Origin of the sequence: Brevundimonas mediterranea, from assembly GCF_011064825.1 — a bacterium.
Classification (GTDB): Bacteria; Pseudomonadota; Alphaproteobacteria; order Caulobacterales; family Caulobacteraceae; genus Brevundimonas; species Brevundimonas mediterranea_A.
Window position 1 is genome coordinate 2,344,022 of sequence record NZ_CP048751.1, and the last position, 25,926, is coordinate 2,369,947.

At 69.4% G+C, this 25,926-nt stretch carries 22 protein-coding genes; 16 read left to right on the top strand and 6 right to left on the bottom strand.

Features of this window, described 5'->3' with window-relative positions:
• Window positions 1-54 precede the first annotated feature (54 nt).
• Window positions 55-1,830, top strand: a complete 1,776-nt coding sequence (locus GYM46_RS11500) for an SLC13 family permease (protein WP_040349734.1) — start codon at window positions 55-57, stop codon at window positions 1,828-1,830.
• A 39-nt stretch (window positions 1,831-1,869) separates the two neighbouring features.
• Here GYM46_RS11500 and GYM46_RS11505 read toward each other — a convergent pair whose 3' ends face one another.
• Window positions 1,870-2,199 carry a hypothetical protein gene (locus GYM46_RS11505; RefSeq protein WP_008261145.1) on the bottom strand — a complete coding sequence of 110 codons (330 nt, stop codon included), beginning with the start codon at window positions 2,197-2,199 and terminating at the stop codon, window positions 1,870-1,872.
• Window positions 2,200-2,302: 103 nt separating this feature from the next.
• Complete coding sequence (locus tag GYM46_RS11510; RefSeq protein WP_040349733.1) at window positions 2,303-4,933, bottom strand: M14 family metallopeptidase; 2,631 nt, start codon at window positions 4,931-4,933, stop codon at window positions 2,303-2,305.
• A gap of 112 nt (window positions 4,934-5,045) precedes the next feature.
• Here GYM46_RS11510 and GYM46_RS11515 point away from each other — a divergent pair, with 112 nt between their 5' ends.
• From GYM46_RS11515 to GYM46_RS11535, 5 genes are all read left to right on the top strand, one after another.
• A complete protein-coding gene (locus tag GYM46_RS11515) occupies window positions 5,046-5,747 on the top strand; it encodes a hypothetical protein (protein ID WP_008262521.1) in 702 nt (233 codons plus the stop codon).
• Window positions 5,740-5,949: a helix-turn-helix transcriptional regulator gene (locus GYM46_RS11520; protein ID WP_008260510.1), complete on the top strand. Its 210-nt coding sequence runs from the start codon at window positions 5,740-5,742 to the stop codon at window positions 5,947-5,949. Before GYM46_RS11515 ends, GYM46_RS11520 begins: the two co-directional genes overlap by 8 nt.
• A 69-nt stretch (window positions 5,950-6,018) precedes the next feature.
• On the top strand, window positions 6,019-7,089 hold the full coding sequence (locus tag GYM46_RS11525; protein WP_244304252.1) for a bifunctional transcriptional activator/DNA repair enzyme AdaA: 1,071 nt from the start codon (window positions 6,019-6,021) through the stop codon (window positions 7,087-7,089).
• Entirely contained in the window at window positions 7,082-7,612 is a 531-nt protein-coding gene (locus tag GYM46_RS11530; RefSeq protein WP_232216254.1) for a methylated-DNA--[protein]-cysteine S-methyltransferase, read from the top strand. The genes GYM46_RS11525 and GYM46_RS11530 overlap by 8 nt, the downstream gene beginning before the upstream one ends.
• 65 nt (window positions 7,613-7,677) lie before the next feature.
• A complete protein-coding gene (locus GYM46_RS11535) occupies window positions 7,678-8,076 on the top strand; it encodes a host attachment protein (RefSeq protein ID WP_008259789.1) in 399 nt (132 codons plus the stop codon).
• Between the two features lie 58 nt (window positions 8,077-8,134).
• On the opposite strand, the gene ilvA is transcribed toward GYM46_RS11535, so the two are convergent.
• The gene (gene ilvA, locus GYM46_RS11540; protein WP_040350178.1) at window positions 8,135-9,649 is read right to left on the bottom strand and encodes a threonine ammonia-lyase, biosynthetic; all 1,515 of its coding nucleotides are present in this window, start codon (window positions 9,647-9,649) and stop codon (window positions 8,135-8,137) included.
• Between the two features lie 207 nt (window positions 9,650-9,856).
• Here ilvA and nadA point away from each other — a divergent pair, with 207 nt between their 5' ends.
• Genes nadA through nadC form a run of 4 tightly spaced genes read left to right on the top strand, consistent with a single transcriptional unit; the run spans window position 9,857 to window position 14,238 of the window.
• The gene (gene nadA / locus GYM46_RS11545; protein WP_008263146.1) at window positions 9,857-10,936 is read left to right on the top strand and encodes a quinolinate synthase NadA; all 1,080 of its coding nucleotides are present in this window, start codon (window positions 9,857-9,859) and stop codon (window positions 10,934-10,936) included.
• Between the two features lie 22 nt (window positions 10,937-10,958).
• Window positions 10,959-11,849 carry a metalloprotease gene (locus tag GYM46_RS11550; RefSeq protein WP_008260742.1) on the top strand — a complete coding sequence of 297 codons (891 nt, stop codon included), beginning with the start codon at window positions 10,959-10,961 and terminating at the stop codon, window positions 11,847-11,849.
• Entirely contained in the window at window positions 11,849-13,381 is a 1,533-nt protein-coding gene (locus tag GYM46_RS11555) for an L-aspartate oxidase (protein ID WP_040349729.1), read from the top strand. Before GYM46_RS11550 ends, GYM46_RS11555 begins: the two co-directional genes overlap by 1 nt.
• A complete protein-coding gene (nadC, locus tag GYM46_RS11560) occupies window positions 13,378-14,238 on the top strand; it encodes a carboxylating nicotinate-nucleotide diphosphorylase (protein ID WP_008259434.1) in 861 nt (286 codons plus the stop codon). Before GYM46_RS11555 ends, nadC begins: the two co-directional genes overlap by 4 nt.
• A gap of 46 nt (window positions 14,239-14,284) precedes the next feature.
• On the opposite strand, the gene GYM46_RS11565 is transcribed toward nadC, so the two are convergent.
• On the bottom strand, window positions 14,285-15,457 hold the full coding sequence (locus GYM46_RS11565) for a cell wall hydrolase (protein WP_155988186.1): 1,173 nt from the start codon (window positions 15,455-15,457) through the stop codon (window positions 14,285-14,287).
• A gap of 444 nt (window positions 15,458-15,901) precedes the next feature.
• Here GYM46_RS11565 and GYM46_RS11570 point away from each other — a divergent pair, with 444 nt between their 5' ends.
• Both GYM46_RS11570 and GYM46_RS11575 read left to right on the top strand, forming a co-directional pair.
• Complete coding sequence (locus GYM46_RS11570) at window positions 15,902-16,087, top strand: hypothetical protein (RefSeq protein ID WP_035310966.1); 186 nt, start codon at window positions 15,902-15,904, stop codon at window positions 16,085-16,087.
• A gap of 232 nt (window positions 16,088-16,319) precedes the next feature.
• Window positions 16,320-16,676: a DUF6481 family protein gene (locus GYM46_RS11575; RefSeq protein ID WP_008263506.1), complete on the top strand. Its 357-nt coding sequence runs from the start codon at window positions 16,320-16,322 to the stop codon at window positions 16,674-16,676.
• 87 nt (window positions 16,677-16,763) lie between these two features.
• On the opposite strand, the gene GYM46_RS11580 is transcribed toward GYM46_RS11575, so the two are convergent.
• Window positions 16,764-20,501 carry a PAS domain S-box protein gene (locus GYM46_RS11580; RefSeq protein ID WP_008264117.1) on the bottom strand — a complete coding sequence of 1,246 codons (3,738 nt, stop codon included), beginning with the start codon at window positions 20,499-20,501 and terminating at the stop codon, window positions 16,764-16,766.
• 134 nt (window positions 20,502-20,635) lie between these two features.
• On the opposite strand from GYM46_RS11580, the gene GYM46_RS11585 reads away from it, so the two are divergent.
• The 4 genes from GYM46_RS11585 to GYM46_RS11600 all read left to right on the top strand — a co-directional run bounded on the left by GYM46_RS11585 (window position 20,636) and on the right by GYM46_RS11600 (window position 24,817).
• Window positions 20,636-21,115, top strand: a complete 480-nt coding sequence (locus GYM46_RS11585; RefSeq protein WP_035310050.1) for a Dps family protein — start codon at window positions 20,636-20,638, stop codon at window positions 21,113-21,115.
• A 101-nt stretch (window positions 21,116-21,216) separates the two neighbouring features.
• Window positions 21,217-22,314, top strand: coding sequence for a cell wall hydrolase (locus tag GYM46_RS11590; protein WP_008263730.1), 1,098 nt, complete (start codon window positions 21,217-21,219; stop codon window positions 22,312-22,314).
• A gap of 88 nt (window positions 22,315-22,402) precedes the next feature.
• Window positions 22,403-24,340, top strand: coding sequence for a PAS domain-containing protein (locus GYM46_RS11595; RefSeq protein WP_197019796.1), 1,938 nt, complete (start codon window positions 22,403-22,405; stop codon window positions 24,338-24,340).
• 69 nt (window positions 24,341-24,409) lie between these two features.
• On the top strand, window positions 24,410-24,817 hold the full coding sequence (locus GYM46_RS11600; RefSeq protein WP_008261670.1) for a response regulator: 408 nt from the start codon (window positions 24,410-24,412) through the stop codon (window positions 24,815-24,817).
• A gap of 45 nt (window positions 24,818-24,862) precedes the next feature.
• Here GYM46_RS11600 and trxB read toward each other — a convergent pair whose 3' ends face one another.
• Complete coding sequence (gene trxB / locus GYM46_RS11605; RefSeq protein WP_008264248.1) at window positions 24,863-25,870, bottom strand: thioredoxin-disulfide reductase; 1,008 nt, start codon at window positions 25,868-25,870, stop codon at window positions 24,863-24,865.
• Window positions 25,871-25,926: the final 56 nt, after the last annotated feature.

Below are 25,926 nucleotides of genomic sequence, written 5' to 3' on the forward strand. Positions count from 1 at the left end.
TCCGCCGTTGCTGTCCGTCGGCGGCGCTGGGCGGCCGGGGGCGAGAGCAACTGAGTGACACTACAACAGGGTTTGGCCTTCGGCCTGGTCGGCCTGACGGTGGCGGCCTTCATCTGGGGCCGGTTCCGCTATGACCTGGTCGCCGTGGCGGCCCTGGTGGCGGGTCTGGCCATCGGGGTGATCCCGGCCGAGGCGGCGTTCGAGGGCTTTTCCAACGATGTGACGGTGATCATCGCCTGCGCCCTGGTGGTGTCGGCGGCCTTCGCCAAGTCGGGCATCGTCGAACTGGCGCTGAAGCGGATCCTGCCGCACCTGAAGACCGAACGCAGCCAGGTGCCGGTGCTGACGGCGGCCGTGACCCTGTTGTCGATGGTGACCAAGAACGTCGGCGCCCTGGCCATCATGATGCCGGTCGCGCTGCAGGTCAGCCGGCGCACCGGGACCAAACAGTCGCGGCTGCTGATGCCCATGGCGTTTGGGGCCATGGCGGGGGGGATGGTGACCCTGGTCGGGACCGCGCCCAACATCCTGGTGGCCGAGGTGCGTCAGGACATGGTCGGGGCGCCGTTCCAGATGTTCGACTATGCGCCGGTGGGCCTGATCCTGACGGGGGCCGCCCTGGTGTTCCTGACGTTCGGCTATCGGCTGCTGCCCAAGGACCGGACGGGGACCATAGGTCTGTCGGCGGCCCTGTCGGCCAACGCCTATCTGACCGAGGCGCGGGTTCCCGACGACTGGACGCTGGCGACCAAGCCCATCAGCGCCCTGAAGGCCATGGCGCCGGACGAGATCCAGGTGATGGCCCTGATCCGCGACGGCAAGCGCAAGGCCCGGCCGCGCGGCAACACCCTGATCCGGGCCGGGGACACCCTGCTGATCAAGGGCGACCAGGAGGCGCTGGAGGAATTCATCGTCGCCACCAAGCTGAAGCTGGTGCGCGGCGACCGGCCGGTGCTGCTGGAGGAGGCCAAGGACGAGGTCCATCTGGTCGAGGCGGTGATCGGGGCGGACTCGTCCCTGACCGGACAGTCGGTGCGGTCGCTGGACCTGTACGGCCAGTACGGGCTGAACCTGCTGGGGGTGTCGCGCAGCGGCTATGAGCTGACGCAGCATCTGCGGACGGCCAAGCTGCAGGCGGGGGATGTGCTGTTGCTGCAGGGGTCCGAGGCCGGCCTGCCGGGGCGGCTGGCGACCCTGGGCCTGCTGCCCCTGGCGGAAAGGGACATGCGGCTGGGCGGCCAGCGGCGGAAGTTCCTGCCCGCCGTGGTTCTGGCTGTCGCCATGGTGATGGTGGGGTTCGGCCTGATCCCCGTGGCCATCGCCTTCTTCGGCGCGGCGGTGGTGATCGTGGCCCTGGGCGGGTTGAAGATGCGCGAGGCCTACGCCGCGCTGGACGGGCCGCTGCTGGTGCTGATCGCCGCCCTGATCCCGGTGTCGGACGCGATCCAGCAGACGGGCGGGGCGGATCTGATCGCCGGGGGGCTGAAGTCGATCTTCCAGGGCATACCGCCCGTGGTGGCGGTGGCCGGCATGATGTTCGCGGCCATGGCGGTGACGCCCTTCCTGAACAATGCGGCGACGGTTCTGGTGGTGGCGCCCATCGCCGCGACCCTGGCCCAGCAACTGGGCTATCGGCCTGACCCCTTCCTGATGGCCGTGGCGGTGGGGGCGGCGTGCGACTTCCTGACCCCCATCGGGCACCAGTGCAATACGCTGGTCATGGGGCCGGGCGGGTACAGGTTCTCGGACTATCCCAAGCTGGGGGCGCCGCTGAGCCTGCTGGTGCTGGTGATCGGTCCGCCGGCGATCCTGCTGTTCTGGCCCATGTGATCGGGCCCGGCCCCGGCGTATCCGGGGCCGGGGCGGGCGTCAGCGTGTGCGGGCGGCGGGCGCCGCGTCGCACGTCAGGCGGCCGTTGTCGTTGCGGACCTGGGCGCCGCGGCAGGCGCGGACGCTGAGGGTCGAGGCCACCGACTGGCCGTCCTTGGCGATGCAGCGTGCGCGCAGCCGATCCCCGTTCAGCGAGATGTTGCGGCAGGTCTCGCGATAGCTGCCGACCGGCAGGGCGCGGCCGGAAACGGCCGGCTGGGGATCGGGACGAGTTTGGGCGACAGCGACGGCGCCCACGGCGAACAGGGCGGCGGCGGCCCCGACCGAGGCGCCGATCGAGACGAGTTTGGAAACAGACAGACGAACCAAGGCGTAACTCCCATTTTTCTATTTGCGCCTCTGCGGGCGAAAAACGAGGTTATGCGCGTCTGAGCCTGTGTCCAGTCCTGATCGCGATCAGGCGTCTGGGACTTCACCAGCGCGGCGAGACGTGGGCCGGTCCCTTGAACACCGCATTGGCGAACAGGGGCTTCAGGCCTTCCAGATAGCCGCGCACCGTCGGATCCTGGGTGAAGGCGATCATCTGGCCCGACCCCAGGGACTCGACCATGACCACGGGCTTGAAGCCCAGCTGGGCCTGGTTCTCGGCCCACAGCTGGCCCGAGGCCAGCAGCCGGTCGGAGCCTTCGAACCGCACGGCGTTGGTCCCTTCGCCACGCTTCAGGGGGGCGTAGATGTCGGCCCCACGCACCAGGACGTTCAGCGTTTCGGGCAGGCCGGCGCCGATCCAGTGGTCGGGATCGACATGGGCGCGGGCCAGGACGCCGGCGACCGAGTCGGGGCCGTGGTCGCTGTGGGCCAGCAGGGCGGCGTAGTCGGTCTGGTTGGCGATCCGGGCGGGGGCGGCGGGCTTGTCCTCGTCCTTGTCCAAGGCGCCGTCCTCGCGGCGCGAGGCCAGCATGTCGCTGTCGGCGTCAGCCAGCAGGCGGGTGGCGGTTCCCAGACTGATCAGGGTGCCGCCGCGCGAGACCCAGTCGTGCAGGGCCTTGACCCCGGCCTCGCCCAGGACGGAGGCGTAGTCGCGGCCCTCTGGCAGGATCAGGACCTGATAATGGGCCAGGTCGGCCTCGCCGAAGCTGGCGGTGCGGATGGCGGTGACGGGATAGCCCAGGTCGCGTTCCAGCAGCCAGCGGGTCGCGCCGGCGGCGTCGGGGGCGGTCGGACTGTCCCAGGCCAGGGCGATGCGGGGCGCGCGGAGACGCACCACGTCGCTGGAGCCGAAGCCGGCGCCGCGCTCGACCCAGGATTCGTCTACGCCCACGACTTCGGCGCCCGTGTCGGCGGCGAGGCGGTTCAGGGTGGCGATCAGGTCGGCGGGCGCGCCCGCCTTCGGCAGGATCAGGGTTCCGGCGGGCCAGTCGCGGCCGTTCTGGGTGAAGGGCTGGTCGGCCGAATTGACCGTCAGTCCGGCCTGAAGGGCGGCGGCCAGGAAGCGGGGCTGGGCCGAGCCGGGCGCGACCAGGAATCCGTAGCGGGCCTCTGCGTTCCGGACGGCGGCGGGCGTGACCAGTTCGGGGCCGCGCGCCTCGACGGCGACGCTCGGCGCGCTGTCGCAGCGGGTCGCATCGACGCCGAACATCAAGGGCAGGGACCAGGCTGTGACGTCATAGATCTCGTCGCCCAGGCCGCGCGCGCGGCGCCGCTCCTGTTCGGCCAGGAAGTCGGGCGGGACAGGCACGTCGCGGGTCAGCAGCACCTCGGCCATCCGGCGCTGGGGCTGGGCCAGGTTGATCACATAGTCGCCCGCGCGGTGTTGGCCGGCGCAGGCGAAGGCCTGGCGCGCGACCCCGACCTCGATGCCCGATCGGACCAGAAGTCCAGCCAGACGGTCCGCCGCCGCCGGATCCGACGCACGCGACAGAACATAGGCGCCCCGTCCCGCCACGCCGTCGCGGTGATAGGCGTAGAAGTCGTTCAGCAACCGGTCGTGATTGCGCGAGGCTGTCTCGATGGTGGCCAGGGTGGCGGTCAGGTGGGCGCTCACGGTGTCGGCGTAGGTGAAGACCTCGCCCGAGCTGCGGCGGGCGGCCAGGCCCCGGGCCGACCCGACCTCGTAGGTCATGGAGACGGCGCCCAGATAACCCGGCCAGCCGTCGCCATAGCCGGGATAGAAGGCGTCGAAGACCTTGCGGTTGAAATAGGCCAGACCCGCCGCATCGAACCGGGCGCCGGTGTTGCGGCCGAACAGGGCGCGGTTCTCCAGGGTGCGCGGCCAGATCCACGGGTTCAGCGGCTCGGCCTCGGGCGGGAAGAAGAAGGTCTCGTCCGAGCCCATCTCGTGGCTGTCGACGACCACCTGGGGCCGCCAGTCGCGGACCAGAGCGGCGTGGCCCTGGGTTTCGGGCTGGGTCTGGATGAACCAGTCGCGGTTCAGGTCGAACAGATAATGGTTGTAGCGGCCGCTGGGCCAGGGCTCGTCCCGCTCGGCCGAGGCGGGGTCGGGATTGGGCAGGGAGCCGCGGCCCGAGGCGAAGCTGTTGAGGAAACGCTCGCGCCCGTCCGGGTTCTGGGTCGGGACGAAGACGACGACGGTGTTGGCCAGCCAGGCCTGGGCGGTCGGGTCGGTCAGCAGGCGACGGGCGGCCTGCATGGCGGCGTCGGCGGGGCTGATCTCATTGCCGTGGACCGAATAGGCCATCCAGACCAGGACCGGCTGATCCGCGATCAGGGCGGCGGCCTGCTGGGGCGAGGTGCGGCGCGGATCGGCCAGGGCGCGGGCGTCGGCCTTGATCTGGTCCAGCCGGGCGATGTTGGCGGGCGAGCCGACGGCGGCCCAGAACAGGGGGCGGCCCTCCCAGGTCGTCGCATAGTCGCCTATCGCCACCCTGTCCGGAGCGGCGGCGCGCAGGGCTTCGAAATAGCGGCGCACGTCGGCGGCGCGCGTGATCTCCTGACCGCTGTCATAGCCCAGGGTCTGACGCACCGTGGGGATGTCGGCGCCTGTCTGGCGCGCCGAGACGGGCTGGACCGCGAGCAAGGCGGCGGCGCAGGCGCCGGCCAGGCTGAAGGCGAGCGGACGCACGGAACGACGATGACTGGACATGAACTGACCCCCCGGGAGGCGGACACCTTAGTCGGGGCACGGAAAAAGAAAACGGTCTTGACGTGTAACCTATAGGTGATATGTAACCTCAAGGTTACGTCAGGAGGGCGACATGAGCAACAGCGACGATCAAGCGATCCAGCGCGTGAAACTGGAAAGAAGACGGTGCTGGTGGACGGCGCTCGCCCTGGCCGTCGTCGGCGCCGTAGCCATGGTCGGCGGCGCGGGGTTCGCGTTGGTTTCCGGCGTAGAAGGCGATGAGGCGACGGCGGCGGGCGTGGCGACAGGGATCGGATTTGCTCTGACGCTCATCGGGGCGATCTGGGCGTGGAGCGCGCGTCCAGGCCAGTCAATCATCGTGGCGGCGAGCGGAGAAGGGGCGCGGCGTGACAAGTTGGAGCGGGCGCGCACCCAACAGCTGGTGATGCTGCCCGTGGTGCTACTTCTCTTCATGGCTCAGGCGCATCGGGCGATGGAGCGGATCCTGGGTGGAGACCATAATCTGGGCGCCTATGTGCAGGTTCTTCTGCCGGTTCTTTACGGCTGGCTGATCCCGCTTATCGTCATGGGCTGGGACGCACACACACGCAAAAACCGCCGGTTCCTGGAAGACGAGCTGACCCAGCTCATGCGGGCCAGATCGATGATCCTGGCCTTCGTCGTGCTGATGACGGGCCTGACCGTGGCGCTGGGCCTGGGGCTGTGGCGTCCCCAGTACGGGATCATGGCCTTGCCCTATGTCCTGGCCTTGGGCGGGGCGTCGGCGGGGCTGCGATTCGCCTGGCTGGATCGGGAGGCCGGGCGCGATGGGTGATCCAAGGCTGGGTTCGCGGCTGAAGGAACTGCGCACGGCGGCTGGGTTCACGCAGCAGGGGCTGGCCGACAAGGCTGGCGTGTCGCGCAAGACGATCAACACGGTGGAGAACGGGGTCTTCATCCCCTCGACCATTGTGGCCCTGGATCTGGCGCGGGCGCTGAACACGACGGTCGAGGCGATCTTCTATCTGAAGGACTGAGCATCCATGTCCGAAAACCGCGAGACATCGCCGGGCTGAGCCGCCATCCTGCGGGTCATGGAACAGTCGTTGGATCAGGAGGCCTGCTGGCGGGCCTTGGGGGCGCGGGACGCCCGGTTCGACGGGCGGTTCTTCACGGGCGTGACCTCGACGGGGATCTACTGCCGGCCGGTCTGCCCGGCGCGGACGCCCCGGCGCGAGAATGTGGTGTTTCATCCCACGGCGGCGTCGGCGGAGGCGGCGGGGTTTCGCGCCTGTCTGCGGTGTCGGCCCGAGACGGCGCCTGAGATGGGGGCGTGGCGGGGGACGTCGAACACCGTCAGCCGGGCCCTGGCCCTGATCGAGGCGGGGGCGCTGGACGGGGGCGATGCAGACGCCCTGGCGGCGCGGCTGGGGGTGGGCGAGCGGCATCTGCGGCGGCTGTTCCGCCAGCACCTGGGCGCGGCGCCGGTCAGCGTGGCCCAGACGCGGCGCGTGCTGCTGGCCAAACAGCTGATCCACGAGACCGACCTGTCGATGGCCGAGGTGGCGATGGCGTCGGGCTTCGGCAGCGTGCGGCGGTTCAACGAGACCTTTCAGGCCCTGTATGGCCGTCCGCCGTCGGAACTGCGGCGGCGCAAGGCGGAAGGCGAGGGCGGAGGCCCGGTGAAGCTGGGCCTGGCCTATCGCCCGCCCTATGACTGGAGCGCGATGATGTCGGCCCTGGCGGCGCGGGCCGTCCCGGACGAGGCGGTGGCCGACGGGGTCTGGCGGCGCAGGCTGCGGACGGCGACGGACGGGACGGACGGCGAGGTCTCCGTGCGGTTGGGGTCTGAGGGCAAGGCGGCGGTCGAGGCGCGGGTGGACGAGCTCAAGGCTCTGCCCGGCGTGCTGGCGCGGGTGCGGCGGGTGTTCGACCTGGCCGCCGATCCCGAGGCGATCCGGCGCGATCTGTCGGCGGATCCGGACCTGCGAGCGGCGCTTGAGGCCTGGCCGGGACTGAGGCCGGCGGGCGACTGGATCGACGCCGGAGAGGATGCGCCCAGCGACCGGCTTGCGACCGTGGATGCGGCCCTGGCGGCGCGGGCCGAAGCCTGGCGCCCCTGGCGCGCCTATGGCGCCCTGTACTGGAACCGTGTGACGGAGACGGCCGATGCCTAGACAATCAACGCCGATGACCCTGACCCTGGATCGGATCGCCTCGCCGGTGGGCGAGGTGCTGGTGGCGACCGACGCCGAGGGGGCGGTGCGGGCGCTGGATTTCCATGATTACGAAGACCGGATGCGCCGGCTGCTGCACCGCCACTACGGCCCGGTCGAACTGGTCGAGGGGCGGGCGCCGGAGGCGGTGCGTCGGGCGGTCGAAGCCTATTTCGGCGGTGATCTGACGGCGTTCGACGCGGTGGTGGTCAAAACCGGCGGGACTGTGTTCCAGCAGGCGGTGTGGGCCGCGCTGCGGGCCATTCCGGCGGGCGAGACGCGCAGCTATGGGCAGCTGGCGGCGGCGATCGGGTCGCCCAGGGCGGTGCGGGCGGTGGGTCTGGCCAACGGCTCCAACCCGGTGGGGGTGATCGTGCCCTGCCATCGGGTGATCGGGGCGAACGGGACCCTGACCGGCTATGCGGGCGGGCTGGAGCGGAAGCGCTGGCTGCTGGCGCACGAGGCCGGCGGCCGGCTGCTCTGATCGGCGAGGCAACGGCATCGGTCCCCGACCGTTACCCAAGTCCACAGACCGAAAGAGTATCGACGATGAAACTATCCAATGGCGCCCTGGTGGCGGTGGTCGACGGCGAGAAGCTGGTCCTGTTCAAGAACACGAACGCCCAGGAAATCCGGCTGTCGCCGCTGGAGATTCCGGCGATGGAGGATCGGGTTTCCGGCTCGTCCGGCCGCCGTTCCAGCGAGGCCAACCCGGACAACGACACCCAGGCCGAGGACGGTTTCGCCATGGGCGTGGCCGAGGTGCTGAACAAATGGTCGGTCACGAACAAGATCGACGAACTGCTGGTGATCGCGGCGCCCAAGACTCTGGGGGAGTTGCGCAAGCACTGGCACAAGGATCTGGAATCCAAGCTGGCCGGCGAGATCGCCAAGGACCTGACCGGCCACTCCAGCGACCAGATCGCGGCGGCGATCGAAAAGGCCTGAGCTGAATCAGGGCGGGTTTGAGGGCGGCGGCCGGAGACGGCCGCCGCCCTTGGCGTGTCTAGACGCCGTCCAGGAACAGGCGGCAGGCGGGGTTGGCGGTTTCGTCGACATAGGGGTAGCCCAGGTCGGCGAGGGCGGCGAACAGTTGGGCCTGTTCTTCGGGGGGGACGCTGACGCCCGCCAGCACCCGGCCGACGTCGTCGCCGTGGTTGCGGTAGTGGAACAGGGTCAGGGCCCAGGCGGGCTGGAGGCTGTTGAGAAAGCGCAGGAAGGCGCCCGGCCGTTCGGGGAACTGGAAGCGCAGGATGCGTTCGTGGGGCAGGCCGACGGTGCGGCCGCCGACCATGTAGCGGACGTGCAGCTTGGCCGTCTCGTTGTCGCTCATGTCCTCGACGGCGTAGCCGCCGGAGCGGAGGGTCGCGATCAGGTCGTCACGCTCGTGCGGGCCGTTGCGCAGGGCGACGCCGACGAAGATCTGGGCGTGGCCGTCGCCGGACCAGCGATAGTTGAATTCAGTGACCGAGCGGCCGTCGAGACTGTCGAGGAAGCGGCGGTAGTCGTCGCGGTCGTCCTTCATCGCCACGGCCAGCAGGGCCTCGGCGCCCTCGCCGATCTCGGCCCGTTCGGCGACGTGACGCAGACGGTCGAAGTTCAGATTGGCGCCCGAGTTGATGGCGATCAGCGTGCCCGCGCCGGGGTGGGCGGCCGCCCAGGCCTTGAGGCCCGCAAGCGCCACGGCGCCCGAGGGTTCGGCGATGGCCCGGCTGTCGTCGAAGATGTCCTTGATGGCGGCGCAGATGGCGTCGGTGTCCACCAGGACGATCTCGTCCAGCAGGTCCTTGCACAGGCGGAAGGTCTCGGTCCCCGCGCGGCGCACGGCGACCCCGTCGGCGAACAGGCCGACCTCGTTCAGGGTCACGACCTCGCCGGCGTCGATGGCGGCCTTCATGGTGGGGGCGTCGACCGGCTCCACGCCGATGACGCGGGTGTCGGGGCGCAGGAATTTGATGATGGACGCGACGCCGGCGGCCAGGCCGCCGCCGCCGATGGGCACGAAGACGGCCTCGATGGGGTCGGCGTGCTGGCGGGCGATCTCAAGCCCCACCGTCCCCTGGCCGGCGATGACCTCGGGATCGTCGAAGGGGTGGATGAAGGCGGCGCCGGTCTGGCTCTCCAGATGGCGGGCGTGGGCGTAGGCCTCGTCGAAACTGTCGCCGTGCAGGACCACTCCGCCGCCCAGGGCGCGGACGGCGGCGACCTTGATGCCGGGGGTGGTGGTGGGCATGACGATGACAGCGGGGATGTTGCGGCGGGCCGCGGCCAGGGCCACGCCCTGGGCGTGATTGCCGGCCGAGGCGCAGATCACGCCCCTGGACAGTTCGGCCTGCGACAGGCCGGCGATCTTGTTGTAGGCGCCGCGAATCTTGAACGAAAACACCGGCTGCAGGTCTTCGCGCTTCAGCAGCACGGGCCGGTCCAGCCGCGCCGACAGGCGGCGCAGCGGATCAAGCGGGGTCTCCTCCGCCACGTCATAGACGCGGGCGGTGAGGATGCGGCGGATGGTGTCTTGCATCAAAATGTCGGTCGAGGCGTGGGTGAGGAAATGAAGTCGCCGTTCGTCTAGGCGATTTTGCCCCATTTGTGAAAGGTTCGTGCGCTCAAGACGGCGAGTCTCCCGTGCTTGGCGGGGACGCGATGATTTCTCTTGCGCGCGGCCTCCATCGGCCTACATTGGATGTGCTTATGCTAACTTTGAGCATAAGGGTCTAGGGAGACGGTCATGGCGGACGGCGCCTTTGGTCTGACGAAGGAACTGGAGCGGGAGACCGCCGGGGTGTGGGCGAAGGTCAAGGACCATGTCACGCCGCTGGAGTGGCCCGAACAGGCGCGGCTGATCAGCGAGATCAACCGGCTGAAGCGCGAGCGCGACGCCGTGATCCTGGCCCACAACTATATGACGCCCGAGATCTTCCACGGGGTCGGCGACTATGTCGGCGACAGCCTGGGCCTGGCCAAGGAGGCCGCGCGGTCGGATGCGAAGGTGATCGTCCAGGCGGGCGTGCACTTCATGGCCGAGACCTCGAAGATCCTGAGCCCGGAAAAGACGGTGCTGATCCCCGATCTTCGGGCGGGCTGTTCGCTGGCGTCGTCGATCACGGGGGCGGACGTGCGGCTGATCAAGCAACGCTATCCGGGCCTGCCGGTCGTGACCTATGTGAACACCACAGCCGATGTGAAGGCCGAGACCGACATCTGCTGCACCAGCGCCAACGCCGTGCAGGTGGTGGAATGGGCGGCCAAGGAATGGGGCGTGGATCGGGTCATCCTGATCCCCGACGAATATCTGGCGCGCAACGTCGCGGCCCAGACGACGGTCGGGATCATCGCCTGGAAGGGCCGCTGCGAGGTGCATGAACGGTTCACGGTGGACGACATCGCCGAGATGCGCGCCGCCTATCCGGGCGCGGAAATCCTGGCCCACCCGGAATGCCCGGAAGACGTGCTGGCGGCGGCGGACTTCGCCGGTTCGACGGCGGCCATGACCGACTATGTCGAGGCGCGTCGGCCGAAGCAGGTGGTGATGATCACCGAATGCTCGATGGCCTCGAACGTCGCCGGCGACGTGCCGGGGGTGCAGTTCATCGGGCCGTGCAACCTGTGCCCGCACATGAAGCGGATCACGCTGCAGAACATCCGCGACTGCCTGCTGCACATGCAGTTCGAGGTGACGGTTCCGGCCGACATGATCGAACGCGGACGGCTGGCGGTGCAGCGGATGATCGACCTGCCGCCGCCCGCCGTTCCGGCGCGCTATGACCTGGTCAAGGCGCGGCATCACGTCGATGTGGAGCTGATCTGAGCGAGACGCGGCGATCGGTCCCGTGGTCGGGACCGATTGCTGCGCCCATCTGGACGCCATGAGCAATATCGACACCCCGAACCGCACGCCTGATCGCATCCCCGGCCCCTGGGATCCCAAGCCCGAGGACCCGGCCGTGCGCGCCGCCCCCGCAGCCCCGGCCGAGATTCCGGTCGAGAAGGATCAGAGCCTGGTCTGGGCCCTGCTGTCCACGGCCCTGATGGGCGGCTTCCTGTGGTGGATCACCGGCAGCGCCATTGTGGCGGGCGCCGTGCTGATCGGCCTGTTCGTCCATGAGGCGGGGCACGCCCTGGCGATGAACCGGATGGGGATGGGGCCGGCGCGAATCTACATTATTCCGTTCCTGGGCGGGCTGGCCAAGGCGCGGCGGGAGCCGAAAAGCGAATGGGACGGGGTGCTGGTTTCGCTGGCGGGCCCGGCGTTCGGTCTGTTGGCCATGATCCCGTTTGTCGGGGTGTGGCTGGCGACCGGGCAGGGCGAATGGCTGATGGGCGCCTTCTTCATCGCCATGCTGAACCTGGTGAACCTGGTCCCGGCGCCGCCGCTGGACGGATCGAGAGCCCTGGGGCCGGTGCTGACGCGGGTGCATCCGCGGCTGGAGCAGATCGTGCTGCTGGTCATCGGCGTGGCCGTGGTCTGGTGGGGACTGTCCACCGGGCGATTCATCCTGGCCGCCTTCCTGGCCCTGTCGGTCTTCGCCCACTTGAAGCGCGGCGTCTGGCGCGCGGCCTGGGGCACGCTGAGCTGGCCCGAGGCGGGCAAGAGCCTGGTCCTGTACCTGCTGACCCTGGCCGTCTGCGCGGCGGCGGCCCTGGGCGCATTGCTGCCCATGGTCGGGGGCTATCCGGCCGGGGCGGTGAGCCTGGGCCTGAACTCTCTTGGAGTGCGCTGATGAACCGAACGCGACATGACGGGCCCTTGGTCGTCGGCGCCGGTCTGGCGGGCCTGTCGGCCGCGCTGGACGCGGCGCGGGCGGGGGCTGAGGTTCTGGTGCTGACGCCGGAGCCCTTGCTGAACGCCTGTTCGTCCGCCTGGGCGCAGGGCGGGATGGCGGCGGCCCTGACGGCTGTGGATTCGCCGGAACTGCACGCGAAGGACACCGAGGCGGCGGGCGCGGGTCTGGTCGAGCCGATGGCGACGCGGGCCCTGACCGATGCCGGGCGCGAGACGGTGGAATGGCTGGCGGCCCTGGGCGCGCCGTTCGACCGGGATGCGGACGGCGGCTTCGTGGTCAGTCTGGAGGCCGCCCATTCGGTGGCGCGGGTGGCGCGGGTCGGCGGCGACGGGGCCGGGCGGGCCATCCTGTCGGCCGTGGTCGCGGCCGTGCGGGCGGAAAAGCGGATCACGGTCTGGGAAGACGCGCGGCTGAAGGCCCTGTTGCTGGACGCCGACGGCCGGGTGGTCGGGGCGGTGGCGGCGCGCGGGCCGGGCGGGCGTCTGGTCGAGATCACGGCGACGGCGGTGGTTCTGGCTACAGGCGGGGCGGGCGGTCTGTTCGCGGCCACCACGACGCCGGCGGCCCTGAAGGGCGAAGGCCTGGCGCTGGCGGCGCGGGCGGGGGCGGAGATCCTGGATCCCGAGTTCGTGCAGTTTCACCCCACCGCCATCGACGTGGGGCTGGATCCTGCGCCCCTGGCGACCGAAGCCTTGCGCGGCGAGGGTGCGCGGCTGATCGACGGCGAGGGGCGGTTCCTGCTGGGCGAGGCTCCGGACGCGGACCTGAAGGCGCGCGACGTGGTGGCGCGGGCGGTCCATGCCGCGCGGATGGAGGGGCGGGGCGCCTATCTGGATGCGCGCACTGCCATCGGCGAGGCCTTCCCGCACGAGTTTCCGGCCGTGTTCGCCGCCTGTATGCGCAGCGGGCTGGACCCGCGCCTCAGCCCGATCCCGGTGATGGCGGCCTGCCATTATCATATGGGCGGGATCGCCGCCGATGCGGACGGGCGCACCACGGTCGCGGGCCTGTATGCGGTCGGGGAATGCGCCGCGACGGGCGTGCATGGGGCGAACCGGCTGGCGTCCAACTCCCTGCTGGAGGCGGCGACCTTCGGGCGGCGCGCGGGACGGGCGGCGGCGCTGGAGACCGGCGGCGGACGGCCATTGCCGGTCGAGGTCACGCCGGATCTGCCCGAGGCGGCCATGTCCGAACTGAGAACCGCGATGACGGCTCATGCGGGGGTGGTGCGGAATGAAGCGGGCCTGTCGGGCCTGATCGCCCTGATCGGCCGGCTGGAGGCGCAGCATGGCCGGGGCGCCGTTCTGGAGGCGGCGCGTCTGGTCGTGCAGGCGGCGCTGGATCGGCGTGAGAGCCGGGGCGGGCACTATCGCTCGGATTATCCGCAGACGGCGGCTGTGGCGGACCATACGCGGGTGCGGAATGTGCGCCCGGCGATGCGTCCGGCCGTGCTGGAGCCCGCCGCGTGAGCCGGTCCTTGCCGGATGTGCTGATCGAGCCGGTCGTGCGGATGGCCCTGGCCGAGGATCTGGGACGGGCGGGCGATGTGACGGCCATGGCCTGTATTCCCGCAGACGCCCGGATGAAGGCAGGATTCGTGGCGCGCAAGCCCGGCGTCCTGGCGGGTATCGACTGTGTGCGGCTGGCGGTGCTGGCCATGGATCCGCAGGCGTCGGTCGATCTGCGGCTCGAGGACGGCGACGCCTTCGAGGCCGGGGCGGTGCTGGCGGTGGTCGAAGCCGAGGCGCGGGCCTTTCTGTCGGCCGAGCGGACGGCGCTGAACCTGGTCGGGCGGTTGTCGGGCGTGGCGACCCTGACGCGGGCCTATGTTCAGGCGGTCGCCGGGACCAAGGCGCGGATCGCGGATACGCGCAAGACCACGCCCGGCCTGCGGGCGCTTGAGAAACATGCGGTGGCGTGCGGCGGGGGGATCAACCATCGCTTCGGCCTGGATGACGCCATTCTGATCAAGGACAACCATGTGGCCGTGTGCGGCGGGGTGGCCGAGGCGGTCCGTCGGGCCAGGGCCTTTGCGCCCCATCTGATGAAGGTCGAGGTCGAGGTGGACGGACTGGATCAGCTGGAGGCGGTGCTGGGCCTGATCGCCGAGGGAGCGGCGCCGGACGTGGTCATGCTGGACAACTTCAGCCTGGACGACCTGAGGACCGCCGTGGCGCGGGTCGCGGGGCGGCTGACGCTGGAAGCCTCGGGCGGGGTCGATCTGACGACCGTGCGGGGCATCGCCGAGACCGGGGTGGACGTGATCTCGGTCGGGGCCCTGACCCATTCCGCGCCCGTGCTGGACATAGGTCTGGACGCGCTTTGAGCCTTTAGAGCGGGAGCGGTCTCTCGAAGCCGCTCCCGTCCATGGATCAGACCGGGTTGGAGACGTCCGTGGCCTCGACCTTTGCGGCGGTCTTGGCCGACGTGACCGCAGGGCGGCTCGTGCGGGCGGCGGCGGTCTGGGCGGCCGGCTGGGGCGACGGCTGGGCGCGCGAGGCGGCTTCCGGTTGCGGCTGGGCTTGCGGGCGCGGCTGAGCGGCGGGGGCTGCCGGTTCCGGCGCGGACAGGCCTTCCTGGGCCAGGACCAGGGAATAGGCCACGGCCTGTCCGGCCTGGCGGGCGGCCTCGACCGGATCGAGCCCGGCCTGGATCAGACGGGGCTGGTCGCCCGCGGTCGAGGGACGCGCCGCGTAGGTGAAGGCCCCGCTGGCGCCCGAACGTCCGCCGAAGCGATAGAAGAGGTGGCTGCCGACCTGATTCACCCGGATCAGCGAGTTGCGCCAGACCGGCGAGACGCCGGTGGTGTGGAAATGGGTGGCGTTGCCGACGGCCGAATAGACCGATCCCGACAGGGCGCCCGAGGCGATGCTCTTGGCGCGGTTCCAGGCCCCCGAGTTGACGCGACCGCGCATCGCGCCGTTGCAGGTGAACGAGAACTGGCAGCCGGTGCGGCGCGCGGCGCCCTGATAGACGACGCCGCAGATGGTCTTGGGGAAGGCGGGGTGGCGGACGCGGTTCAGGACCACCTGGGCCACGGCCTTCATGCCGTCGCGGCCTTCGCCGCGGGCTTCGTAATAGACGACCTGGGTCAGGCAATCGAGATCGCGGCTGGCGTCCAGGGCGTTGGCCATGCGGAACGGCCGGGCGCCGACCGGCGTGGTCAGATTGGCGCGACGCAGGTTCGGATCGCGGTTGTCGTTCAACTGGTCGAGGCGGGCGGCCAGGAGTTCCGCCTGGCGGTCGCGCTGGGCGGCGCCCGCGCTGGTATAGGGATCGTGTCGGCGTGCGATCGAGAGCGCGCTGGCGTCCAGGCCCCCGGCGGCGGCCGAGAGCGCTTCTTCGGTGAAGCCGGCGGCGGTGGCGCCGTGAATCCGTTCGGCCTGGGCGCGCAGCGTATTCGCCTGCGCCAGGGTTCCGCCCAGATAGGCGCCGCCGATCGCCAGTCCCACCAGACCGCCAAAGGCCGCTGCAGCCGTCATGGGCTTGATCTTCGCCACACGATCGGCGCGCGACGCGGCGCGCGTCTGAGAGGAATGCGACAACGAGTTAGTCCTGTTCAGCAGGGCGAGAAACGCTGCCCCCGGGGTAGTCTCGCCTGCTGGGCGACTCTGACGGTCGCGTTCCAACTGCGGTCAACGCACGGCTCATGCTGCCCGGCGTCGAGGACGGGCCTATATAGCGAAGTTTGTGACCTGAATGTGGCTGATTCGCAAGCCTGCGGTTAAGGCGTCGAAACGATTAGGTATTTTCACTGTATCGCACGGGGGGAATGACAATCCGGGCCGGAATGTGACAGTCGTGACGACGAATACTGTATTGTATTGCAGTAGGTCTTCATTCGCAAATGTGACAGCCTGCGATATCAGCTAAAGCGCCTGCCGGGTTCTGTTCATTTTGCGATCATGGGCCGTATTCGCGACTTGACGCCAGGGAGGGAACCTGTGCGTTGCGGTCGCGTTGAAGCGTGACCTTTGGAGAGAAGCCCCATGTCGAGACCCCTTGTGATGGCGGCTGTCGCCGCCGCGACCCTGGCCCTGGCCGCCTGCGGAACCACGATCGAACAGAAGGCGGCGAGCGGCGCGGTGGCCGGGGCTGTCGTCGGCGGACCGGTCGGCGCGGCTGTCGGCGGCGCCGCCGGGGCCGTCGTCGGCCAGGCCCAGAAACCCAACTAGAACGCGTCGCGCCCTTGTTTCGGCAGGGGCGCGACCTATCTGCATCACTGGACGGGCGATGCGCGGCATATGCGCGTCAAATCGTGCGTCCGTCCGATTTCGCTGCGGTGAACCTTGCTTTTGGCGCGCGTATCGGCTTTGTGCGGCCCGCTTCTGGCCGTGCGTTTTTTCGTCGCCGCCTGATCCCCGATAGCCGCCCCTGGCTGTTCACAAGGAACCCTGACGCTTTCGCATGAAAGATCTGAAGACCGGATTTTCCGACCGCATTACCGCCCAGCAGGAGGCCAAAAAGGCCCTGCTCGCCAAATTCAAGCCGAAGGCCGCCGCCCCCGACCCTGAATTCGAACGCCTGGCTGAAAAGCGCGCCGCCGAAAAGGAGGCCCTGCGCCAGCAGCACGAGCTGGCCAAGGCCGAGCAGCGCCGTGAAAAGGCCGAGAAGGACGCCGCCCGCATGGCCGCCGATCTCGAAGCCCAGGAAGCTCTCGAGGCGGAGAAGCGCGCCGACCGCAAGGCGCGCAAGCAACTGACCAAGGAAGAGCAGAAGGCCAAGCGCGACGCCCGCTACGCCGCCCGCAAGGCGCGTCGCTAAGTCGCTCAAGGCCCTGCACTGAAGGATCGACGCGTCGCGGGTTTCTGCGGCGCGTTTTTCTTTGGCCGCCCTATTGGGCGGACGGACCTATTCAGCAGGAAGGCTGGCGCGGCCGTCGATGATGCTGCGCAACTGTTCCGTCGAATAGGGTTTGCGCAGGAAGGGCCAGGGGGTGTCGGCCAGCACCTGGTCCACGTCGTCGCCGACATAGCCCGAGGTCAGGGCGATGCGCATGTCCGGCCAGTCTCGGGCCGCCTGCCGGGCCAGATCGACGCCGCTCATGCCGCCCGGCATGACGATGTCGGTCAGCATGATGTCGAAGCGCGCCGCCTGTAGCGCCTTGAGCGCGTCGGGACCGCTTTCGGCCAGCACCACTTCGAGACCGAAACTCTCCAGAAGATCCAGAGCCACGGCCGCCACGCTGGCGTCGTCCTCGACCAGGAGCATGCGGCCGCCCTTGGCGAAGGCGACGTCCGCGCTGACGGGAACGGGGGCGGGGGCCGCGGTCTCCTGGGGCTGGAGGGGCGGCAGATAGAGACGGATTTCGGACCCGCGCCCGACCGTGGAGGCGATATGGACCCCGCCGCCCGACTGGCGTGCGAAGCCATAGACCTGGCTGAGCCCCAGTCCCGTGCCCTTGCCGACGGGCTTGGTCGTGAAGAAGGGTTCGAAGACGCGGTCGATGACCTCGGCCGGCATGCCGGATCCGTTGTCCGACACCGACACGCAGACATAGTCGCCCGGCGCCAGTTCGGCGACCTGACCGGGTTCGACCGAACAGGTCATCGTCTGGACGGTGATCCTCGCTCCCTCGCGGACCTGCGCGGCCGGGGGCGCGCCCATTGGGGCGCCGTCGCGCATAGGGCCGCCGGTGACGTCGCCCAGGGCGTCGCGGGCGTTGACGATCAGATTCAGCAGGGCGGCCTCGAACTGGGCCGGGTCCACGTTCGCGCGGACGCCCCCGCGCTTCAGCTTGACCTTGAAGTCGACTGCCTCGCCGACGGCGCGACGCAGCAGGGGCTCGCCCTCGCGGATCAGGCCGTTCAGGTCGATGGCTTCGGGGCGCAGGGCCTGGCGGCGCGAGAAGGCCAGCAACTGGTGGGTCAGGCTCTCGCCGCGCCGAGCGGCGGCCAGGGCGGCCTCGCCCAGCTTCTTCTTCTTGGCCGGGTCGTCCGAGCGCAGGATGATGTCCAGGGCCCCGATGACGACCGTCAGCAGATTGTTGAAGTCGTGGGCCACGCCTCCGGTCAGCCGGCCCACGGCCTCCATCCGCTGGGCATGCATCAGGTGGGCCTCGGCGGCGGCCTTTTCCGTCAGGGCCTCGGCCACCCGGTCCTCGAGCAGCTCATTGATGCGTTTCAGGTCGTCCTCGGCCCGTTTGGCGTCGGTGACGTCCAGGCTGGCGCCGACATAGCCCTGGAAGACGCCCGAGGCGTCGAAGCGCGGCACGCCCTCGGTGCGGATCCATCGCAGGCCCAGGGTGGGATGATTGACCCGGCTGAGCGCCTCGAACCGGTCCCGGGCCTGGAAGGCGCGGGCGAAGGCGGCGTCGAACACCGTTTCGTCGTCAGGATGGATCAGGCGCCGCCAGGCGTCGGCCAACTGCCGATTGGAGCGGATGCCGCAGAAGATGCGATAGCGCTTGTTGCCGAAGATGATCGACGGCGTGGCGTCCGTCATCCAGATCAGGGCCGGGGCGCTGTCGGCGACGGTGCGGAAGCGGACTTCCGATTCAGTCAGCCGCGCCTGGGCCTCGCGCATGTCGGTGACGTCGAAGGCGACGCCGACGAAACCGACCACCGCCTGTCCCGTCAGGCGGGGACGCGAAAAGGACTTGAGCCAGCGCCATTCGCCGTCATGGCGACGATAGCGGGCCTCCATGGAAAAGGGCTGGCCGGTCGCCTCGCCGTTGGCCGATTCCTGGACGATGCGGGCGACGTCGTCGGGATGGAGGGACGAACGCCAGTCTGCGGCCCGCGCCGATTCATAGTCGGCGCCGAAGAAGTCGACATAGGCCTGGTTGACGAAGGAGCGCTGGCGATCCTGATCCGTGACCCAGATCAGCACCGGCGCCGTATCGGCGATGGCCCGGAACCGTTCCTCGCTCTCGCGGGTCTGGGTCTCGGCGCGGGCGCGCTCGACCTCGGTCCAGGTGCGGGCGGCGACTTCCTCCAGAAGGCGCGCCTCGGCCTCGGTCCATCGACGGGGGCCAGAGGCGTGGGCGAACAGGAAGGCGCGCAGACGGCCTGCGCGGATCAGGGGCGCGCGGATCAGGGCCCGAGTGCCGATGGCGTCGAAGGCGCCCGCGACGTCGGCGGTGCGCGGATCCTCGTACACGTCGTCGATCCGGACGGTGCGGCCCTGGGCCAGGTCGGCGATCAGGCCCTCGCCAAAGGCGTCAAGGCTGATGCTGTCCCGAACGGCCCCGTCGTCGGCGGTCCACTGGCTGGTCACTGAGATGAGGCCGCTGTCGGGATCGATCTCGCCATAGCCGACGCGGTCGGCTGCGATCAGGCGTCCGATCGACGCCTCGACCTCGCGCATGATGAGACCCGGGTCGGACAGGTCGCGCAGCCGGTCGCTGAGGGCCAGCAGGAAAGCCTGCTGCCGTTGCGCGCGGGCGGCGGTTTCGAGCGCCTCCCGGTTCTCGGTGGTGTCGAAGGAGATGCCGGCGTAGCCGAGAAAGACCCCGGCCTTGTCAAAGCGCGGCTCCACGGCGACGCGCATCCAGCGCCACGCCCCGTCGTGACGCCGGAACCGAGCCTCGAACCCATAGGGGCGAAGATCAGGCCGGGCGCCGGCCTGGGCGGCCTCGACCTGCGGCTGATCATCGGGATGGATGGTCTGTTTCCAGCCGTGGCCGCTCAGGGAGGCGGCCGTGCCGCCGTAGAAGTCGGTCAGGGCGATATTGGCGAACTCGACCGCCCCATCGACATCCGTCAGCCAGATGGGCGAGGGGGCCGTGTCCGCCAGAAGACGGAACCGGGTTTCGCTGTCGCGCAGGGCGGCCTCGGCGGCGCGGGCCTCGGTGACGTCGATGTTGACCCCGATCATGCCCATGAAGCGGCCGTCGGCGTTCAGGCGGGGCCGGGCCTCGCTGCGCAGGACGCGCCATTCGCCGTCGTGGCGACGGTGACGCCCCTCGACGACATAGGCGACATGGTCCCGATCAGCCTGACGGCAGACGGACAGCACATGGTCCCGGTCGTCGGGGTGAAGGAAGGCGTCGGCGTCGAAATCGCTGGGATCGTCCAGCCCGCCCCAGAACAGGCGCTGGTCGTTGTTCAGATGGATGATGCGGCCGGTCTCGTCGGTCATCCAGAGCATGACGGGGGCCAGTTCGCTGACGATCTGCAACCGTCCTTCGGTCTCGTCGATGCGCGCGTTGGACAGGGACAGCGCCGAGACGACCGCGTCCAGCTGCGCCAGCGCGCCGCGCAGGCAGGCGCCCAGCCAGGCGCAGAACAGGCCGACCACGATGAAGTTGAAGGTCGCCACGACGCTGAGACCGGGGGGCATCCCCGGCTTCGAGCCGCTGCTGACGATCACCAGGGACCAGCCCCCGATCAGGCATGCCGCCAGCGCCGTGGCGCCCGAAAGCCGGCCCCCCGCCAGGGCCGCCAGGATGACGCCCGGCAGAAGGATCATGAAGCCGGTGATTTCGCCGTAGAAGGCCGCTCCGGCTGCGCGCAGCAACAGGGCGGCGCCGGCCCCGATCAGTCCGATGAAAATCCGGGTCCAGACCGAACCCGGCTTGAGCCGCGCAAGCGCCAGCAGACCTCCGTCGGCGTCCCGAAGTCGCTTGAAGACCACGCCTGGGTCCATGCTTCGCCCGCTCCCGACGCGTCGTTCTAAAGTGACGCTTGTCCATGCAACGCTCGCTCGCGCTTCGCGTTCCTGACAGCCATATTCGACCGGACCCGTTCCGGCGTAAAGTTAATCAACCCATGGAGCGCAACATGACTGACACGATCGACACCGGCCTGTCCCAGACCGAGCGTGGCGACGTCGCCCAACAGCTGACACGCGTTCTCGCCGACGCCTACGCCGTCTATCTGAAGACCCACGGCTATCACTGGAACGTGCGGGGGCCGGAGTTCTTCGCCCTGCACAATCTGCTGGAGCAGCAGTATCGCGACCAGTGGGAGGCGCTGGACGACATCGCCGAACGCATCCGGGCGCTGGGCGAGTTCGCGCCTCAGGGCTATGGCACCTTCGCCAATCTGACCAGCATCCGCGACGGCGACCCGGAAAAGGACGCGCCCGAGATGCTGCGCGAGCTGATGCGCGACCACGAGACCCTGATCGCCACCATGCGGGCGGCTCTGGACGTGGCCGACGGCGATGGAGACGACGTGACCGTCGATCTGCTGACCCAGCGCCTGGGCTCGCACGAAAAGTTCGCCTGGATGCTGCGCTCCACGCTCGGCGGCCGATAACATCGGTCTGCGGGCGCCCGAAAACGGCCCCGAAGTCCGCGCATAGGGCTGACGACGACGACGCTCCGGCTCCCGGAGCGTCGTCTCCTTCCTGGATTTGAATGACATTGGCCCACTGGAAGATGATCTGGACGGCGCTGAAGCGCTCGGCGGCGGCTCTGCCCGCGGCCGGCGCGGTGCTGGGCGTCGCCATGGCCGCCGGGTCCAGCGTGCGTCCCGACGCCGACCGCACGGCCGAGGCCGTGGCCCGGATCACCGGCGGGGACATGAGCGCTCAGGGGCTGGACGCCGTGAAAGGGCGACTGACGCCTTCGCAACTGGCCCTGGCGCAGCGTCATGACCCCAGCCTGCTGCAGCCGGCGGCCTATTCCACCGACGGGGCGATCCTGGCGACCGGCGCCCTGCGTCCCGCCCGGTCCTTCGTCTTCAAAGGCAGCGCCGAGGATCGGCGCCGCGCCCTGCGATGCCTGACCCAGGCCGTCTATTTCGAAGCGGCGCTGGAGCCGGGCGCCGGTCAGGCCGGCGTGGCCCAGGTGGTGCTGAACCGGGTGCGCGATCCCAACTACGCCAACACCATTTGCGGCGTCGTATTCGAGGGCGCCGAGCGGACCACGGGCTGTCAGTTCAGCTTCACCTGCGACGGATCCCTGTCCCAGGCGCCGGTCGCCTGGGCCTGGGAGCGGGCGCGCAAGGTGGCGGAGAAGGCGCTGAACGGCGCGGTCGCCCAGCAGGTCGGGACCGCCACCCATTACCACGCCGACTATGTGAACCCCTGGTGGTCGCCGTCGGTGGCCCGGGTCAACAAGATCGGCGTGCATGTCTTCTATCGCTGGAAGGGCCTGTACGGCGAAACCGCCGCCTTCCGCACCGTCTACAAGGGCCATGAGCCGGTGATCGACGAGGCGCGGTTCTCGCGGCCGCGGCCGGGCGTCCAGCCCGGTCAGGCGACCGGGGGCGCCGATCCGGACACTGTGGCGGCGCCGGGCGGGGATGCGCCGATCAAGACCGTCGAGATCAACGGCCAGCAACGCGTCGTCGGCGTGGTCAGTCTGGGCGGCCGTCGCCTGCCGACCCAGGAGGAAGTCGTCGCCATAAACGCCCGGCTGCGCACGCTGGAACAGCCCGCTGCAGCCGTCGCGGTCGCGCCCGAAGGCGTGGCGGACATGCCGGTCGAGGAAGTCGGCCGACCGGCGTCCTGAAACGAGCCGACCCGCGCTTTGCAACGCTTCGCGTGGGCAGAGCATTCACATGATCGGCCGGAACGACCGGCCCAGCGAGGACGCCTGCTTGACCCACGCCGATAAAGACAGTCCGCGGTGGGACGAGTCCAAGCGCCTGGCGATCCTTCGGGACTACGGGGTCCTGGACACCGACCGGGAGGCCGCCTTCGACGACATCGTCGCCCTGATCGCGCGGATCTGCGAGGCGCCCATCGCCGTGGTCAATCTGATCGATGCAGACCGCCAGTGGTTCAAGGCCGAGGCAGGTCTGGGCGTGCGAGAGACGCCTCTGGCCACCTCCTTCTGCGCCCATACGCTGTTGCAGGCGGACGGAATGGTGGTGCGCGACGCGTCCCTGGACCCGCGCTTCGCCGCCAATCCCCTGGTGACGGGCGAACCCCATTTGCGTTTCTACGCCGGGCGGCTGTTGAAGACGCAGGACGGCGTGCCGCTGGGCGCCCTGTGCGTGCTCGACACCAAGGCGCGTCCCGAGGGACTGACCGATCTGCAGCAGATGGCGCTGCAGACCCTGGCCGATCAGGTCATGTCCCAGCTGGAGCTGCGCCGCGTTCTGCGCCAGCGCGAGGAAAGCGAGGACACCACCCGCCGGGCGTTGCAGGCGTCGAACTATGTCGGCGCATGGGACTGGGACATCGTGGCGGACCGGGTCGTCGCCGACGAACGGTTCGCGGCCATGTACGGCGTCGATCCCGTCGTGGCCCGCGCGGGCGCGCCGATCGCCGACTTCACCCGATCCGTGGATCCCCAGGACGAAGCGCGGGTCCAGGCGGAGATTCAGGCCGCCATGTCGGGGGAAGGTCGTTTCCATAGCGAGTACCGGGTGCGCGACGCCCAGGGCCAGGCGCGCTGGATCGTGGCCCGCGGCCAGGTCTATTTCGATCCGACCGGCGCGCCCGTGCGGTTTTCGGGCGTCGTCGTGGATATCACCGACCGGAAACAGGCGGACGCCGAGTTGGAGGCCATCGCCGCGCGGCTCAGCGCCAGCGAGGCCCAGTTTCGGGTCCTGGCGGACGCCATGCCGCAGATGGTGTGGTCGACGCGACCGGACGGCTTCCACGATTACTACAATGCGCGCTGGTACGAGTTCACCGGCGTGCCCGCCGGATCGACCGACGGCGAGGGCTGGACCGACATGTTCCATCCCGAGGACCAGCCCAGAGCGATGGAGCGCTGGAGGCGATGCCTGGCGACCGGCGAACCCTATGAGATCGAATACCGGCTGAAACACCATTCCGGCGTCTATCGCTGGACCCTGGGGCGGGCGGCGGCCGTGCGGAACCCGGACGGCGAAATCAGCCGCTGGTTCGGCACCTGCACCGACATCGATGAGCTGAAGCGGCTGGAGCAGGGCCGCGAACTGATCAGCCAGGAGCTGAGCCACCGCATCAAGAACATCTTCGCCGTCATCACGGCCCTGGTGGCCCTGTCGGCGCGGCAGTACCCGGAGGCGCGGGCGTTCGCCGCCTCCTTGCGGACGCGAATCACGGCCCTGGCGCGCGCCCACGAGTTCGTGCGGCCGCACACCGAGACGTCGCAGCCGACGGTCGGCGCCAATACGCTGCACGCCTTCCTGTCCGACCTGTTCCAGGCCTATGCCGATGACGCAGGCGCGGCCCGGGTCCATCTCGCGGGCGACGACGCGGTTTTCGACGATCAGGCGGCGACGTCGGTGGCCCTGCTGTTCCATGAACTGGCGACCAACGCCGCCAAGTACGGGGCCCTGTCCCGGACCGGGGGGCGGGTGGATCTGGCGACGCGGCGGGAAGAGGACCGGTTCATCCTGACCTGGATCGAAACCGGCGGCCCCCCTGTTTCAGAGGCGCCGACACGAACGGGCTTCGGATCGTCCCTGGCATCGCTGTCCGTCGAAGGCCAGCTGGGCGGGCGGCTGGTTCGGGATTGGCGTCCCGAAGGCCTTCGAATCCTGGTGGATTTGCCGGCCACGGCGCTTTCCCGTCGCAGGGCGGCCGAAAAGGCGCATTAGATCGCCTTGGCCTGAAACCGATCCCTTCCATCTGCGTTGTGTTCGTTCCCGCACACAAGTTCAGTATCCATGACCGCGCGTATCCTCATCATCGAAGACGAAGCCCTGGTCGCCATGGAACTGCGCTTCGTCCTGGAGGATCTGGGTCATGAGGTCGTCGGCGTGGCCACGACGGCGAAGGGCGCGCGCGACATGGCGCGAGAGATCGATGTGGATCTGGCCCTCGTCGATATCCACCTCTCCGACGGACCCACCGGCATCAGTCTGGGTCGGGAACTGGGTCAGGACATGGGCGTGACCGTCCTGTTCATGACGGCCAATCCCGGCATGGTGCGCGACGGCGTGGCCGGCGCCATCGGCGTCCTGTCGAAGCCGACCGACGAGCGATGCGTCCAGAAGGCGATCGACTACGCCCTTCGCTGCAGACACGGCGAGCCGGTGGAATACGCGCCGCCGGGCCTGCAACTGTTCGCCTGACGTCCTCCCGGTCCCTGAGGTTTCAGGCGGCCGGGCGGCAGGCGTTCACCAGACCCCGATCTTTTCCGCTTCCTTGTGGCTGATCGGATTGTGAGCCTTGGCGTGGTCTTCCTCGGCTAGGAAACGGCTGACCTCCAGCGCGGCCATACAGCCCATGCCGGCGGCGGTGACAGCCTGGCGATAGATGTCGTCGGTCACATCGCCCGCAGCCCAGACGCCCTCGATGGCCGTCGCGGCCGTGCCCGGCTTGACCCGCAGATAGCCGCCCGAGTTGGTTTCGAGCTGGCCCTTGAACAGTTCCGACGACGGGGCGTGGCCGATGGCGATGAACACGCCGTCCGCCGGGATTTCCTGCGTCGAGCCGTCCTGGACGTTCTTCAGCCGCACGCCGGTGACGTTCTTGGCCATGCCGTCGACGACGCCGACGATCTCCTCGATCGCCGAGTTCCAGATCACCTCGACCTTTGGATTGGCGAACAGGCGGTCCTGCAGGATCTTCTCGGCGCGGAACTCCTCACGGCGGTGGACCACCGTGACCTTGGCGGCGAAATTGGTCAGGAACAGCGCCTCTTCCACGGCGGTGTTGCCGCCGCCGACGACCACGACTTCCTTGCCGCGGTAGAAGAAGCCGTCGCAGGTGGCGCAGGCCGAGACGCCGAAGCCCTGGTAGGCGGCCTCGGACTCCAGGCCCAGCCATTTGGCCTGGGCGCCGGTGGAGATGATGACCGTCTCGGCCAGGATCTCCTCGCCGCCGTCCAGCTTCAGCCGGAACGGGCGTTGCGACAGGTCGGCGGAGACGACGATGTCGTGGATGACTTCCGTGCCGACGTGCAGGGCCTGAGCCTGCATCTGCTCCATCAGCCAGGGGCCCTGGATGGTCTCGGCGAAGCCGGGATAGTTCTCGACATCGGTGGTGATGGTCAGCTGGCCGCCGGGCTGGATGCCGGCGATGACGACGGGGTTCAGCGAGGCGCGGGCGGCGTAGATGGCGGCGGTCCAGCCGGCGGGGCCGGAACCGATGATGGCGACGCGGACGGTACGAGCTTGGGTCATGACGCCTATTTAGGCGCTGATTCCCGTTTGCGCGATGCTAGTCTCGCCTCGGGTGC